The organism is Bradyrhizobium sp. USDA 4472, from assembly GCF_054058595.1.
The window spans coordinates 1451889-1467755 of sequence record NZ_JBSSAM010000001.1 but is presented as its reverse complement, the minus strand read 5'-3'; the positions used below and the strand labels follow the sequence as shown (position 1 = coordinate 1467755).

At 57.0% G+C, this 15867-nt stretch carries 9 protein-coding genes and 2 pseudogenes; 7 read left to right on the top strand and 4 right to left on the bottom strand.

Going from position 1 to position 15867, the window contains the following annotated elements:
* Positions 1-18 precede the first annotated feature (18 nt).
* The 4 genes from ACVWZ4_RS06530 to ACVWZ4_RS06515 form a co-directional block, all read right to left on the bottom strand.
* Positions 19-702 (bottom strand): response regulator transcription factor, encoded by a 684-nt coding sequence (locus tag ACVWZ4_RS06530; RefSeq protein WP_456701426.1) that lies wholly within the window; start codon positions 700-702, stop codon positions 19-21.
* Positions 699-3374, bottom strand: coding sequence for a PAS domain S-box protein (locus ACVWZ4_RS06525; RefSeq protein WP_456701427.1), 2676 nt, complete (start codon positions 3372-3374; stop codon positions 699-701). Before ACVWZ4_RS06525 ends, ACVWZ4_RS06530 begins: the two co-directional genes overlap by 4 nt.
* 832 nt (positions 3375-4206) lie before the next feature.
* Complete coding sequence (gene dctA / locus ACVWZ4_RS06520) at positions 4207-5529, bottom strand: C4-dicarboxylate transporter DctA (RefSeq protein WP_456701428.1); 1323 nt, start codon at positions 5527-5529, stop codon at positions 4207-4209.
* Positions 5530-5873: 344 nt separating this feature from the next.
* Positions 5874-6068: a hypothetical protein gene (locus ACVWZ4_RS06515; RefSeq protein ID WP_456701429.1), complete on the bottom strand. Its 195-nt coding sequence runs from the start codon at positions 6066-6068 to the stop codon at positions 5874-5876.
* Between the two features lie 550 nt (positions 6069-6618).
* Between ACVWZ4_RS06515 and ACVWZ4_RS06510 the strand changes: the two are divergent.
* The 7 genes and pseudogenes from ACVWZ4_RS06510 (at position 6619) to nifE (ending at position 15863) form a co-directional block, all read left to right on the top strand.
* Positions 6619-7298 (top strand): annotated as a pseudogene (locus tag ACVWZ4_RS06510) (molybdate ABC transporter permease subunit).
* 582 nt (positions 7299-7880) lie between these two features.
* Positions 7881-8993, top strand: a complete 1113-nt coding sequence (gene ald / locus ACVWZ4_RS06505; RefSeq protein ID WP_456701430.1) for an alanine dehydrogenase — start codon at positions 7881-7883, stop codon at positions 8991-8993.
* A 700-nt stretch (positions 8994-9693) separates the two neighbouring features.
* Entirely contained in the window at positions 9694-9897 is a 204-nt protein-coding gene (locus tag ACVWZ4_RS06500; RefSeq protein ID WP_456701431.1) for a 4Fe-4S binding protein, read from the top strand.
* Between the two features lie 443 nt (positions 9898-10340).
* Positions 10341-10581: pseudogene (locus ACVWZ4_RS06495) on the top strand (SufD family Fe-S cluster assembly protein); the annotation flags it as partial.
* 423 nt (positions 10582-11004) lie between these two features.
* Positions 11005-12507 (top strand): nitrogenase molybdenum-iron protein alpha chain, encoded by a 1503-nt coding sequence (gene nifD, locus ACVWZ4_RS06490; protein WP_456701432.1) that lies wholly within the window; start codon positions 11005-11007, stop codon positions 12505-12507.
* 66 nt (positions 12508-12573) lie between these two features.
* Complete coding sequence (gene nifK, locus ACVWZ4_RS06485; protein WP_456701433.1) at positions 12574-14130, top strand: nitrogenase molybdenum-iron protein subunit beta; 1557 nt, start codon at positions 12574-12576, stop codon at positions 14128-14130.
* Positions 14131-14216: 86 nt separating this feature from the next.
* The gene (nifE, locus tag ACVWZ4_RS06480; protein ID WP_456701434.1) at positions 14217-15863 is read left to right on the top strand and encodes a nitrogenase iron-molybdenum cofactor biosynthesis protein NifE; all 1647 of its coding nucleotides are present in this window, start codon (positions 14217-14219) and stop codon (positions 15861-15863) included.
* The last annotated feature ends 4 nt before the right edge of the window (positions 15864-15867 follow it).

The window sequence follows — 15867 nt, the reverse complement described above, 5'->3', positions numbered from 1 at the left end:
AGTGATAGACTTGTAAAATCATACTTGGGTTTGTTCAGGACGATTGGAACTAATTCCCAGCGTCTCGCTCATCCTGATCAAGTCGGCCAGCGAGCGGGCACGCATTTTTTTCATGACGTGTCCGCGATAGATTTTGACGGTAATCTCCGCGAGCCCGAGTTCGGCGGCTATCTGTTTGTTCATCAGGCCGCCTGCGACAAGTCTCATCACTGCCTGCTCTCGGGGGCTTAGGGTCTCAAATAGCGACTGCAGGTTCGCGACGGCTCGCTGAGCTTCCCGTCTCTTGCGATCGCGTTCAGTCGCCGCAACGACGGCATCAAGCAGCTCCTGATCGCGGAATGGCTTGCTGAGAAAATCGACGGCACCTCCCTTCATGGCCCTGACAGTCATGGGAATGTCGCCATGGCCGGTAATGAAAATGATCGGGATGTGTATGTTCAACCTGGCCAGCTCGGTCTGGTAGTCAAGGCCGCTCAGGCCTGGCAGTCGAACATCAAGAACTAGACAGCTGGTGACGTCCGGAATTTGGGTCTGCAGCATCTCCCGGGCCGATCCGAACGCGATGACCTCCAACCCCACCTGTTTAAAAAGGTTCGTAAGCGAACGGCGCACGGAGATGTCATCCTCAACGACAAAGACGATCGCCTTCGTCGAGGCCTCGGCATTGCTGCCTTCACCTGGCGAATCAAATCGTTCTGTCACAACACGGCCTCCTTATGCAGCGGCAGGGTGAACTGGAAGGTCGCGCCCGGTCCATTTTTGGGGACCATTGACAGCCGTCCTCCATGAGCTTCCACGATCGAACGGCAGATCGAAAGGCCCATTCCAAGGCCGGTCGACTTGGTAGTGAAGAAGGGATCCAGGACGTGGTCCGCGTCCTTCTCGGCTATGCCGACGCCGCAATCGGCCACAGCGAGCTGCACGTGTCCCAGATCGTCCTTGGATGAATGAATCAGAAGTTCGCGCGGCCGGTCTGTAACTGCGTCCATCGCCTCGATTCCGTTCATCACCAGGTTAATGATCACCTGTTGTAGCTGAATTCGATCACCGAGGATCATAGGCAACGCGGCCGTCAACTCGGTTCGCAACCTCACCCGGTGGCTCACCAGCTCTCGTGTTACCAGCGCAATGACGTCCTTAACTACCTCATTAATATCGAGCGGCACCATCTCAATTTCGCCTTTCTTCGCGAGCGCGCGAACGCGACGGATCACCTCGCTTGCCCGAATTGCGTCTTCGATGATCCATTCCACGGAGGAACGCGCGGCGGCAAGATCAGGAGCCTCGCGACCCATCCAGCCGAGGCACGCCTCGGAGTTGTTGATAATAGCGGCGAGAGGCTGGTTTATTTCGTGGGCGATCGAGGTTGTCAGTTCTCCTAACGCTGTTACTCGCGTCACATGTGCAAGCTCCGCTTGCGCTTTCCGTAGTTCTTGTTCGGCTTGATCGGCGCGAATGGTAGCGGTAATGTCAGTGCTCACGCCACGGTAGCCAAGGAAAGTACCATTTCCATCGAAAAACGGCTTGCCACTCGTGCGGACATATATTGGAGATCCAAACCGATTCTGCGTACGATAAACGAGGTCCCTAAATGGCTGGTGCGCCTGCAACGTCGCCCGATGCTGCCGCCACTTCTCGGGTTCCTCTTCGAGGTCGCACGCGATGTCCCAGCGAAAGAGGCCCGTCAATCCTGTGGCCAAAATTCCCGCAGCGCTGGTGTGCTCAGACACGTGAGTGACCTGGTGATCCGGCCCGGTCTCCCAGAGCCAGTCGGAAGCTGTTTCGGCGTAGTCGCGAAAGCGCTGTTCGCTTTCGCGCAACGCGGCAAGTGTGTTTTCCAGGCGTTCCTTAGCTGCGTGTTGCTCGGTCACATCCATATGCGTTCCGATCAACTCGCGGACCATACCATCACTGCCGACCACCACGTGCGCAACGGAGTGTATGCGTCTTATCCCGCCATCTGGTACAAGGATACGGAAATCATATTCGAACCGCCGCTCCTTAAGTTCAATCGCTTGGCGCTGCACCTCCTGTAGCCGCGGCAGGTCGTCCGGATGGATGCGTGATCGAATGGTCTCGATCGATACCGGCTCTTGTGGGCTAAAGGCAAACAGACGATCGACCTCGGCGGAGCGATACACGAAATCTAGACCGTGGACATCCCAGGCCCAACTTCCTGTGTGAGTGAGATGCTGGGCCTCTGCCAGATACGCCTCGCTGCGGCGCAACTGCTGTTCGGCTGTCCTCGCTGCCGTAACGTCGGTGGCTGCGCCAACAAACTCAATCTCGCCAGAAGCGGTTCGCGTGGCACGTGCCTGCGCGTGAATGTGCTTAATCGAGCCGTCCGGTAGCAGAAGCCGGTATTCGTGCTCGAAATCGCTCTGGTCTCGCATCGCGCGATCGATAATTTCTCTAACCGAAGCCCTATCATCTGGATGAGTGCGCTCAACGACGAGGTGCGGCTCGGGTTGCACGGTCTCAGGATCCAATTGGAAAATCCGAAATGTTTCCTTTGACCAGAAAGCCTCACCCGTAGTTGTGTTCCAGCTGAAGCTACCTGTGTGACTCAACTCCTGCGCCTGGGCCAAATGTGCTTCGCTCCGCTGTAGCGCAAGTTCGGTCCGCCTTCGCTCCGTGATATCTTCGCAGGCGATAAGCACAATGGGCCGCTGATCCGCCCAGAGCATGGCTTTGGCGTTTTCACGTACCCACAAGACCGAGCGGTCCTTCCTGACTTTCTGGGCATCCCACGTGCGCGTTTGTCCGACATTCTCAAGGCAGCTGCGAACGCATTCGCGAGCGAACGCGCGATCCTCCTCGAGAAATACGTCCAGCACACATCGGCCGATCAGTTCGGCACGAGTATAGCCGAGTTGTGTCGCGCCGAGCGTATTGACGTTGAGGATAGTACCGGCTTCATCGACCATGACGTACATGGCCGGGTTGTGCTCGAAGATCGCGCGCCAGAGTTTTTCGCGATCCTCCAAATCCGCCGCACTCCGCTGAAGTTGGGCTGCGGCCCCACGCGCAGTCTCTCGTTCCTGGCGGAGCTTGCCCATCAGGTACGTTCCCGCAACGGAGACAATAAAAAATGCAACGACGACTGGAAGATCGTGGGGGTCATCGAATCGCAGACTGAACGCCGGCGGCGCAAAGTAGTACGCGAGAACAGCGATCGCTGCGACGCAAAGCGCGGACGACGCGATGAAGATGCCCATTAACGAAAATAGCAATACTACTAACATATAGGCGAACGCCGCCGCGGCAAAATGCGCCTGAAGGTATACGCATATCAATGTAACGGCGGCGAGCGTCATGCCGCCGAAGGTGAACTGCGGGGCTGAACGTTTACGACTGCTGATCTGGACAAACATTTTGAGACCGTCCGGCCTGTTCTCCGGCGAGAGCTATAGCATTTTCGGCAAAAATGGGGCAATCTTCAACGCTTGGGTTTAGCGTGTGCGAGATTGGTCACCTCCGACCGAACTCAGCACGCGCCGGGAAAAAACGCATTATAAACATACGTATAATTGTCCTAAACTTTCCGATGGGTGTCACTGACGGGGCTGCAGGCGAAGCTTAAACGTCTGCTTTGCGCCGCCTCCGGTAGCCATTCGGCGCACTCGCTCGCTCGTTTGGCCGATGCACCCTCTACACCCGCTGCGTACTGCCGAACCACTCACCTCGCCGGCAAGGCCGCTTCTACGAAGAACTGCAAGTTCAGGCGCCGAAACAGACGCCGGCGTTACGTGAGTGCTACCTATCGGATCAGGCCATCACGAGTAGTCGCAAAAGACTCGTCTCCAACCGGTGTCGCTGGAATTGAGCGCCGACGCCGAAGCCAGCGCAGCCTTATATGACCCGCGACTGCTCCGTCGAGTGCCATCTAATCCAAGCTGATCACCGCCATGGCTTGAATGAGGCAGCGCGCATGAGGAAATGCCGCTTATTAAGAGTATTCGTCGGCGGAGAAATTCCCAGTTCGGCATGCGGAAATCACTCTTGATCTGGTTCGCCAAACGCTCCCCAAGCATTGCACCGCCGGTAGCCCCTGACCGCGAAAGAGAAGCCGCGAAAGGAGCCTCTACTTCTTTGCTCGCCTGCCTCTAGGATAAGCTGCCTGGCAGCGGTGCTGACCGAGGGCCCTACGCCAGAAGCGCACGGGATAAAGTTCGTGTCGGACGGGCGGCGGATAAGTTCCGGAACCTACCTCGTTGTGCTTGTCGAGTCGCTAGTGGTGGAAACGTTAGGCTGGTTGAGCCGAGACTGCAGCGTTGCGTGATCGAGCTCGCCTTCCCACCAGGATACGAACACGCACGCGATGCCATTGCCGATGATGTTGGTAAGGGCGCGCACCTCGCTCATGAACTTGTCGATCGAAAACACGATCGCCATGCCGGGCACCAGAGCTGGGTTTACCACCGACAATGTCGCAGCGAGCGTGATGAACCCTGCGCCGGTGACGCCGCTGGCTCCCTTCGACGTTAGCATTGCTACGAGCAAAATCGTGAGCTGCTGGCCAAACGTGAGATCGACGCCGAGTGCCTGCGCAATGAACAATGTTGCAAGTGTCATATAGATATTGGTGCCGTCGAGGTTGAAGGAGTAGCCAGTTGGCACCACCAGCCCGACCACCGGCTTAGAGCAGCCTAGCCGCTCGAGCTTCTCCATCAATTGCGGCAGCGCGCTTTCGGAGGACGAAGTGCCGAGCACGATTAGAATCTCGTCCTTGATATAGACAAGGAACTTGAATATCGAAAAGCCAACGAGGCGGGCGATTAGACCAAGCACTACCAACACGAATAGCGCGGCCGTCACGTAGAATAGCGCGATCAGACCGATGAGATTGCCGAGTGCTCCGGGCCCGAACTTACCGACTGTGAAAGCCATGGCGCCGAAGGCACCGATCGGAGCCGCTTTCATTATGATAGCGATCACCCCGAACGCCGCGTGCGCGACGTCGTCAATCATGCCGCGCAGACGCTCTCCCCGCTTTCCCAGCGCCATCAGCGAGAATCCGAAAAGGATCGCGAAAAGGAGAACTTGCAGAACATCGCCGCGAGCGAAGGCGCCGACCACGCTATCGGGAATGATGTTGAGAATAAAGTCGACGCTCTTCGAGGCTTCCGCCTGCTTGACGTAATTGGCGACCGCCGCAGCATCTGGCTTGACCGCAAGGCCATGGCCAATTCGTACCAGATTGCCCATAACGAGGCCCAACAGTAAGGCAAAGCTGGAAACAATCTCGAAATAGAACAGCGCCTTGACGCCGACGGACCCGACTTTCTTTGCATCCTGAATATGGGCAATGCCAGATGCGACGGTGCAGAATATAATCGGCGCGATCACCATCTTGATGAGCTTGATGAACCCGTCACCGAGCGCCTTAACCCAATCGTTGGTGGCGACAGACGGCAAGAGGCAGCCGAGCACCGCGCCAATCAAGATTGCGATTAGCACTTGCACGTAGAGTATCTTATACCAAACTTGCGACGCGCGTAGAGGCGATGCAGCTGCCATGGTAGTCATGACGCTTCCTTCCCGAAAATACTCGTTGAGACGCCGAGTCGCTGCGAGGCGACAGCGTCATACGAGACTCATCATTTTAGCCGTGTCCGATTGAAGGCAGTTCCGGGAGCCGGTGCGACCATCTAAAGGCAGGCGTTTAGTTGCGTTATCCATTTTCCGTAAGCAAGATCTGCACCAGATGTCCGAACTGGGCCGATCAACTAGCGGCCGACAACTCTTCTTTCGTCAGCGGCACCGGCTCACTGGTATGACCTCGTTCCCAAGGTCGAGCACAAAAATGGAGCATAGCGGGCTCAAGCGGCGTAACTTCCCGGCCGTAGGTGCGGAGTGCTGAGATCGATGCATCAATACGTAGCATCGGTAAAATTGATAATTTGGATTTCTGTATTTGCTGTATGGAAGCCCGGTTTAAGCACTATCTTGCGCGAAAAATTCTTGGCATGAGCTGCGTTGTGGCTAGCGGCTAAGCTCGTTCTTGCAAGGAGGGCGCCAAGGCTGCGCTGACGATCCGCATCAGCCAAGTCGGTCAGAAGCGGCATTCACTGGCGGGCCGTCGCACCCTTTTGCCAAGTCGCAGAAGCAGCCTACGGCGTTTCTTAGCTGCACCCTTTGTGTTGCCGCCATACACAGGCTTCCTGCGCGGCGCGAACCGTCTACCATTCTTAGTAACATCTTTTCGGGAGAAAAATTCCGATGCTTCGTTGTGCGGCTGTCGCTGTCTGCTCAGGAACAAAGGATGCCGGAACCCTGACAGAGCGTCGTTAGGTCCGCTCCAAAGCGGCATTGGCACGAACCCGACTTTCTCTCACATTTGAGGATAGAGACCTCAAGGTTCGTAAGCGGCACAAGAATTGCTGATGACAGTGAGAAACGACCTGTCAGATGAATCGAGGCGGACCCGCCACCGGGGTTGTCGATGAAGCTCGCGATGTTGGTCTTTCTCCTAGACGAGGCGCGCGTGAATTTGGCCGCGGCGACGACCTGCGGCGCGAGCAAATCGCGATTCGCGCCACATCACCAGGTGAGACCGGCGTACAAGCGATCGATGTCTCGATACGGTGACCTGCGCCCACCTGTGAGCTGACGCACGTGGATGTCGTTTGGGCAAAGATTTCGCAATCTGTTGTGCTCACGATCGAGCTCGCCAGCGTAACGACCGTGATCCTTCTCATGGTTGGAGTGCCCCTCGCTTGGTGGTTGGCGCGTTCGAAGACTCTCGCAAGTGAGGCGGTGGCCGCGGTTATCGTCTTACCGCTAGTGCTACCGCCCACGGCTCTCGGCTTTTGCGTAGTGGTTTTGCTTGGCCCCCACGGACCGGCTGGCGTTATCGCCTTTTTCTGAGGCGAGCGCACGCTCTCCTTTACTTTCGCAGGAATCGTGGTCGGATCGGTCCTGTCGGCGCTGCCGCTGGTCGTGCAGCCGATCCGCAACGCCTTTGTTGCGATGGACGATTGCCCGTTGGAAACGAACCGGCGCGTTTCGCCGTTGCATGCCTTCGGCGCCGTGAGCGCGCCGCTGGCGCGACTGGAGTTTGTCAAAGCCGCCCTAATTGGCTTTTCTCATACGATCGGCACATTTGGCGTGGTGATGATGATCGGGGCAATATTCCTGGGCGCACCAAAGTGCTGTCGGCTTACGTCGTAGACTACGTCCAGGCGGCGCGCTGGCGCGAAGCAAGCGTGCTTGTGGGTGGTATGATGATGTTCGCTTTGGCCATAATCTTCACTTTGGCGCTGCTCAACAGACATAGTGCCGGCAGGATTACCTAATCGTCTTAGATCTGCCGCCCGACGTATCTGAGCAAGCAGCGGTCTTGCAAACCGGCCCATCGATCCTTGTGAGCTTGCAATGAACAAGCTAGTTGTAGCCGCAGCCGCTGCTGGAATCGATCTCAAATCAATGCACTCCGCGCCTCTGCCCGAGCGACGGCCGATGAGGTTGGCGTTTCTCAGCAGCGCCTTGGCAAACTAGACGAGTTCTGCGCTAGCGAGATCGCGAGCAAACGCGTGCCGGGTGCGGTGATCGCAATTGCCAGAGGCGGCAAGCTGATTCACTATAAAGCGTGCTGGCAACTCGATGCGGCAACGGGACCGTGGATGCGGAACTTCGTCAAGACTGGAGTTGGTTGTTGGTCTTCTGGGAGCGGAGACCGCAAATTCGCACCGATGTATCCCTATCGCGCAGTTTTGACGGTCGGCCAATATGTCGCACGATCCGCTCGGCACACGCGGGTTTGAAATCCTGCGAAGGGTGTCAAATATCGCTTAATTCCTGCGTCATTTTGGCCGGGTGCGTCGCGATATCGCTGCGCACTTCCGATAAGAAGGGCGCATCAGGCTGGGAGTGTTCAAATGAAGGTCGGAGTCCCGAAGGAAATCAAGACGCACGAATATCGCGTGGGTCTTACCCCTGGAGCTGCCCGCGAGTATGTGGCAGCGGGCCACCATGTGGCGATCGAGACCAATGCCGGTGTTGGCATTGGTGCAACCGATGACGATTATCGCAAGGCTGGCGCGACGGTTCTGACCTCGGCAGCTGAGGTATTCGCATCGAGCGAGATGATCGTAAAGGTCAAGGAGCCTCAGCCGTCGGAGTGGGCTCAGCTTCGTGAGGATCACATTCTGTTCACTTATCTGCATCTGGCTCCCGACCCTGATCAAGCTAGGGGCCTCTTGGAATCTGGATGCACCGCGATCGCGTATGAGACCGTAACTGATGCGCATGGCGGTCTTCCACTGCTGGCGCCGATGAGCGAGGTCGCGGGTAGGCTTGCGATCGAAGCAGCGGGTAGCGCACTGAAACGCAGTACAGGCGGACGAGGGCTGCTGATCGGTGGGGTGCCCGGTGTTCAGCCTGCCCGAATCGTAGTGATCGGGGGTGGCGTGGTTGGCACTCACGCGGCACGCATGGCGGTCGGCCTGGGCGCAGAAGTCACCATCATCGATCGGTCGATAATCCGGCTACGCGAGCTGGACGAGCTATTCGAAGGGCGCGTTCGCACCAGGTTTTCGACCATCGAGTCCATAGAGGAAGAGGTATTTGCGGCGGATGTGGTGATTGGTGCGGTGCTCGTTCCAGGTGCGAGCGCGCCGAAGCTGGTCAGCCGGAGCATGCTGCGCTCAATGCGCAAGAGGGCGGTGCTCGTGGACGTCGCTATCGATCAGGGCGGCTGCTTTGAGACATCGCACCCGACCACTCACGCTGAACCAACTTACGAAGTAGATGGCGTTATTCATTATTGTGTAGCCAATATGCCCGGAGCGGTGCCGCTTACGTCGAGCCAGGCACTGAATAACGCGACTCTGCCGTTTGGTTTGGCTCTGGCCAACAAGGGGTTTTCCGCCGTACTCGAGAACCCACATCTGCGCACAGGCCTCAACGTCCATCGGGGCCGGCTAACTTACAAAGCGGTGGCCGAGAGTCTCGGGCTGCCCTTCTCACCGATCGAACAGGCTGCTGCCTGATCCCAGAGGCCCTCATGGGCGTTTCCTCCCTGACTTAAGGCCACCTTTCGGGGTGGCTTTTTTTTTGGCTGCATCAATCGGCTACATCAATCCGATGACCTCCGCATATTTGAAGTGCGGAGCGAAGCAGAGGATCACCAGACTAGCGCTCGCCTCACCTGCCACCAAGATGAAGACAAATGTTCTGACCCCTGCAGACAACTGAGAATGCATCCCTAGGTCCAGGGGATGCCCAGGACCGGCGCGACTCTACTTGAGGCAATCGCTGCGGCCATTCTGAAGGGGCTTTGGAGACGCGGTCCCGACCTGCGATGACCAGCGTGATGCTGTCGCCTAAGTCGCAGCTGTCCTGGTGACTGGAGCCGACGCGATGCGCTCGGGGCAGACCTGATCCTCCCCGGACCACTTTTTGATGTGGCTTGATGCGTCGATTGTAGTCGCGATACGGTCCCCTTGGAACAGTCTCAGATCGTATCCGTGAGGCTAGCATGGTTCACGTGACCGCGGTGCCGTGACATCGATCATGTGCAAACCCCAGCATCAAGATCAAGCTGTCGTGTTTCGTTGTAGGATTTGCGACACGTGTCCACGCGGCGACTTGCGGCAACGAAAAGACTTCGGACGATTCAAGCGTAAACTGCCTGGCACAAGACTTGATAGCGAGAAACTGTCCCGCACCTTTGCTTATGGAACCGCAGTGATGGCCTACAAGATAATTGCATCCCAGTGCACCGTCTGCGGTGCGTGTGAGTTCGAGTGTCCAAATGCTGCGATCAGCTTGAAGAACGACATATATGTGATCAATCCGTCCCAGTGTACCCAGTGTGAGGGACATTTTGACGCGCCCCAATGCGCCGTCGTTTGCCCCGTGCCAGATACCTGCGTGCCAGCACAGGTGGGCTAGCCGATGGGCGGATCTCCTGCACGACACATGATGAAGGCGCTTTCGACAAAACGCCGGCTTTCCGATCGGTCTCCTGCTTTTCCACTCACTAGCCCCATATTCGAAGTGACTTGCGGGAGCCGCTCTCGCAATCCTCGCTGGCGGGGAGCTGCCGTTGCGCGAGTGGAGCGGGCAATGGTAGCTGACCGAGCGATGGTCGAGCGCGTCAAGCGCATCGACGTCGATAGGTATCGTTATGGGTTTGCGGCCCTGATCGAGTCCGACAAGGCCCCCGAGGGGCTAGCGGAATAGGCCGTTGAGCTGAAGAAGGCCGGCGTGCCTTTCATGCCGATCTCGGAGGCGATCCGAACCGGTGCAGAAATATCTCGGCTCGGCGGTTCCGCCCTCAGATAATTTCTACGCGACGCTGAACTCGGCGGTGTTGTCCTACGGCTCGTTCATCTACGTGCATCCTGCGCGGCGATAACTCCCGCGGTGAGCTCTACTCCATCGCGATCTCGAACGGCTTCCAGCAGGTCGACTCGGGCACCAAAACGATCCATCTCGGCAAGATCACGTCGAGCCACATCATCTCCAAGGTCATCGCCGCCGGCAAGTCGCTGAACACCTGTCGTGACCTCGTCACCGCGCACCGCAAGGCGGTCGGCGTGCGATAACTTCACGGTCTGCGATTCCCTGATGATCAGCGTGCGTGCACTTATCAACGCGGAAACTGCTCACGTGATTGGTGGCCCTACGCATCTTGCACTGTGATCGGACCTATGAGGTCGCGTGCGCAGCACCTGAGATAGACGCTTGGCAAGCCTCGGTTGGTAAGCGCGCATTGCAGGCAAGTTCCCCCTTTCGTCGCATGAGGCTGCTGCCGCGGGCAAGCGCGAAGAAGAGTGACCCACGACGCGCCTTCTTCCATTTCGAACAAGGCAAAGCGAGAGTTCTCTGACAAAGCGTGATGTCGGATTTGCAACAACACCTCGGTTACGGGACTAAGCGCACTAAGCAATTTTGATTATTTGACTTTTTGGTGCTCGCGGCTCGCTGGCATGCTGGTTGCAAAAGTCTTGGATCAAGAAGCCTCCCTCGCAACAGCTAACCTTTGAAGGACATCAGATGAGTCTGGCCACGACCCGGAGCACCGCAGAAATCAGGGCTCGCAACAAGGAGCTGATCGAGGAGGTGCTGAAGGTCTATCCGGAAAAAACCGCGAAACGGCGTGCCAAGCACCTCAACGTTCACCAGGCCGGCAAGGCCGATTGCGGCGTGAAGTCTAACATTAAATCCATACCTGGCGTGATGACGATTAGGGGATGCGCTTATGCAGGCTCAAAGGGGGTGGTCTGGGGACCCATCAAGGACATGGTCCATATCAGTCATGGCCCGGTAGGCTGCGGCCAGTATTCGTGGGGGTCCCGGCGCAACTATTACGTTGGGACGACGGGCATCGATAGCTTCGTGACTTTGCAGTTCACCTCCGACTTCCAGGAAAAAGATATTGTATTCGGCGGCGACAAAAAGCTTGTCAAAGTCCTTGATGAGATCCAGGAGCTCTTTCCCCTCAACAACGGCATAACGATCCAATCGGAATGCCCGATCGGCCTGATCGGTGACGATATCGAGGCCGTCTCAAGAGCGAAATCCAAGGAATATGGAGGCAAGACCATCGTTCCCGTCCGTTGTGAGGGTTTCCGGGGCGTGTCGCAATCATTAGGCCATCACATTGCAAACGATGCGGTGCGCGACTGGATTTTTGATCATATCGAGTCCGACGGAAAACCGAAGTTCGAGCCGACGCCGTACGATGTTGCGATCATTGGCGACTACAACATCGGTGGTGACGCCTGGTCGTCGCGAATTATGCTGGAGGAAATGGGCCTGCGGGTAATTGCTCAGTGGTCCGGAGATGGTTCACTTGCAGAGCTCGAAGCAACCCCTAAGGCAAAACTCAACATTCTGCATTGCTATCGTTCCATGAACTACATCTCGCGTCACATGGAAGAAAAGTTCGGTATCCCTTGGTGCGAGTACAACTTCTTTGGACCCTCAAAAATAGCGGAGTCGTTGCGCAGGATCGCCGGATATTTCGACGACAAGGTCAAGGAGGGTGCCGAGAGAGTGATCGAGAAGTACCAGCCGCTAGTGGACGCGGTGATCGCAAAATTTCGCCCGCGCCTGGAGGGCAAGTCGGTGATGCTGTACGTCGGTGGCCTCCGTCCACGTCACGTGATTGGCGCATACGAGGATCTCGGCATGAATGTCATTGGCACCGGATACGAGTTCGGTCACAACGACGACTATCAGCGCACAGCTCAGCATTACGTGAAGGACAGCACGCTCATTTACGACGACGTCAATGGCTACGAGTTCGAGCGCTTCGTCGAAAAACTCCAACCCGATCTTGTCGGCTCGGGCATCAAGGAAAAGTACGTTTTCCAAAAGATGGGTGTGCCGTTCCGGCAGATGCATTCGTGGGACTATTCGGGGCCATATCACGGGTACGATGGGTTTGCGATCTTTGCGCGCGACATGGACATGGCCATCAACTCGCCGGTTTGGAAAAAAACGAAGGCTCCCTGGAAGAAAGCGCCGATCGCCGAGCTCCAGGCTGCAGAATAAAGCCATTCATTTCGCTCCGTGGGAAAGCCCGGGCGATGCCAATCTCGATAGTGAAGGATTTCACCAATGGCGCAGAGTGCCGAACACGTGCTCGATCATGTCGAACTGTTTCGCGGTCCAGAATACCAGCAAATGCTGGAGAAGAAGAAAATATTTGAGAATCCTCGCGATCCCGCCGAGGTCGAACGTATAAAGGAATGGACGAAAACGGCCGAATACCGCGAGAAGAACTTCGCGCGGGAGGCGCTAACTGTCAATCCGGCCAAGGCGTGCCAGCCCCTTGGCGCAGTATTCGCTTCTGTTGGCTTTGAGCGCACGTTGCCCTTCGTCCACGGCTCGCAAGGCTGTGTGGCCTATTACCGCAGTCATTTGTCGCGGCACTTCAAGGAGCCGAGCTCCTGTGTCTCTTCATCAATGACGGAAGACGCCGCCGTATTCGGCGGTCTGAACAATATGACCGATGGGCTCGCGAACAGCTACAACATGTACAAGCCCAAGATGATTGCGGTCTCCACAACCTGCATGGCCGAGGTGATCGGCGATGACCTTAACGCCTTCATCAAGACGTCGAAAGAAAAAGGCTCGGTTCCGGCGGACTTCGACGTGCCGTTCGCCCACACGCCGGCGTTCGTCGGCAGCCACGTCACGGGCTATGACAACGCGCTCAAGGGCATTCTGGAACATTTTTGGGATGGTAAGGCGGGAACAGCGCCGAAGCTGGAGCGCAAACCTAATGGAGCGATCAACATCATTGGTGGGTTCGATGGCTATACCGTCGGGAACCTTCGCGAGATCAAGCGCATCTTAGAATTGCTGGGCATCCAGCACACGGTTCTCGCCGACAATTCCGACGTGTTTGATACTCCTACAGATGGCGAATTCCGGATGTATGACGGTGGCACGACTCTGGAGGACGCCGCGAGCGCGATTCACGCCAAGGCGACGATCTCCATGCAGCAATGGTGCACGGAAAAAACGCTAACCTTCGTGGCGGAGCATGGACAGGACGTCCTATCCTTTAATTACCCGGTCGGCTTATCCGCAACGGATGACTTCATCGTCGCGCTGTCACGCATCAGCGGCAGAGAAATTCCCGAGCAGCTCGAGCGAGAACGTGGTCGCCTGGTGGATGCCATTGCCGACTCGAGCGCTCATGTACATGGCAAGAAGTTCGCTATCTATGGCGACCCGGATCTTTGCTATGGACTGGCAGCGTTTCTGCTCGAACTCGGCGCCGAGCCGAGGCATGTGCTGTGCACCAACGGCAACAAAGCGTGGCAGGAGAAAATGCAAGCGCTGTTTGGAAGCTCGCCATTTGGGCAGGGCTGTCAAGCTTATCCGGGCCGAGATCTCTGGCATATGCGCTCACTCTTGTTCACTGAGCCGGTCGATTTTCTGATCGGCAACACCTACGGGAAGTACCTGGAACGTGATACCGGAACACCGCTGATTCGGATCGGCTTTCCGATTTTTGATCGGCATCACCATCACCGCTCCCCAGTATGGGGCTACCAAGGCGGCCTGAATGTGCTGGTGAAGATCCTGGACAAGATCTTCGACGAGATCGACAAGAACACTAACGTTCTTGGCAAGACGGACTACAGTTTCGACATCATTCGCTGAGGCGCGTTGGGCGTGCCATCGCCCAACGCAATGGCACGTTCGATGCTACGCGACGGCTTTCATTGTTTGCCCTGAGAGGATACCGGATGACTGCACTAGCGGCCACGGTCCAGAATGTGTTCGATGAGCCGGGCTGCGCCAAGAATGGCAGTAAGTCGGAGGCTGAGCGCAGGAACGGCTGTACCAAACAGCTGCACCCGGGTAGTGCTGCCGGCGGCTGTGCCTTCGATGGCGCCAAGGTTGCGCTACAGCCGTTCACCGATGTCGCTCACTTGGTGCATGGTCCCATCGCCTGCGAAGGTAATTCCTGGGATAATCGCGGTGCGGCGTCATCGGGTTCGAACCTATGGCGCACCTCATTCACAACTGATTTGACCGAAACCGATATTGTATTCGGCGGCGAGAAGCGGCTCTGCAAAGCGATCAAGGAGATCATCGACAAGTGGGATCCGCCCGCCATCTTTGTCTATCAAACCTGCATCCCCGCGATGATCGGCGACGACATCAACGCAGTTTGCAAGGCAGCATCTGAAAGATTTGCCAAGCCCGTCATCCCAATCAATTCCCCTGGATTCGTCGGCTCGAAGAACCTCGGTAACAAGCTCGCGGGCGAGGCTTTACTCGATTATGTGATCGGAACGCGTGAGCCTGACCACGTGACACCGTATGACATCAATCTGATCGGAGAATACAACCTTTCGGGAGAGCTCTGGCAAGTGAAGCCGTTGCTGGACGAGCTTGGAGTGCGGATCCTCTCCTGCATCTCTGGCGATGGCAAATATCACGAAGTCGCTTCATCTCATCGCGCGCGGGCAGCGATGTTGGTGTGCTCAAAGTCCATGATCAACGTGGCACGCAAGATGGAGCAACGATACGCGATCCCATTCTTCGAGGGGTCGTTCTACGGTATTCAAGATTCAAGTGAAGCGTTACGGCAGCTAGCCCGCTTGCTGGTGGAACGCGGCGCCCCGACAGATCTGGTCGGGCGCACCGAAGCGGTGATTGCGCGCGAGGAAGCGCGGGCCTGGGCTGCCATCGAGCCGTACAAGCGGCGGTTCGAAGGCAAAAAGGCGTTGCTGATCACGGGCGGTGTCAAATCATGGTCAGTCGTTGCCGCACTCCAGGAATCCGGGCTGGAGTTAGTCGGAACCAGTACCAAGAAATCGACCCGAGAAGACAAGGCGCGCATCAAGGAGCTGATGGGGCAGGACGCCCACATGATCGAAGACATGACCGCCCGCGAAATGTACAAGATGTTGAAGGACGCAAAAGCGGATATCATGCTATCGGGTGGCAAATCGCAGTTTGTTGCGCTGAAGGCGGCGGTGCCATGGCTTGATATCAACCAGGAGCGTTGCCACGCCTATATGGGCTACGTCGGAATGGTCAAGCTGGTGCAGGAGATAGATAAGTCGCTCTCCAGTCCGATGTGGGAGGAGGTACGCAGACCAGCGCCATGGGAGGCTTTGGCCAAGGCGAGGGAGCAGATGCAATCTCGCATGGTCGCGGTCACCCCCGATCCGGCGCACGCCGAAGCGGCGCGCCGCACGCGAAAGATCTGTGAGTGTAACAACGTTGGTCTGGCTACGATTGAGGATGCAATTTACCCGCACGGCTTGAGGAGCGTCGCGGCGGTCCGAGAGCATACCAATGCGGTCGGTGGCTGCTGCCAGAGGCGCATCGAAGGCATGTCGGTGTGTGAGCCATCTGATATGCGACAAGCTGCGGAGTAGGGAA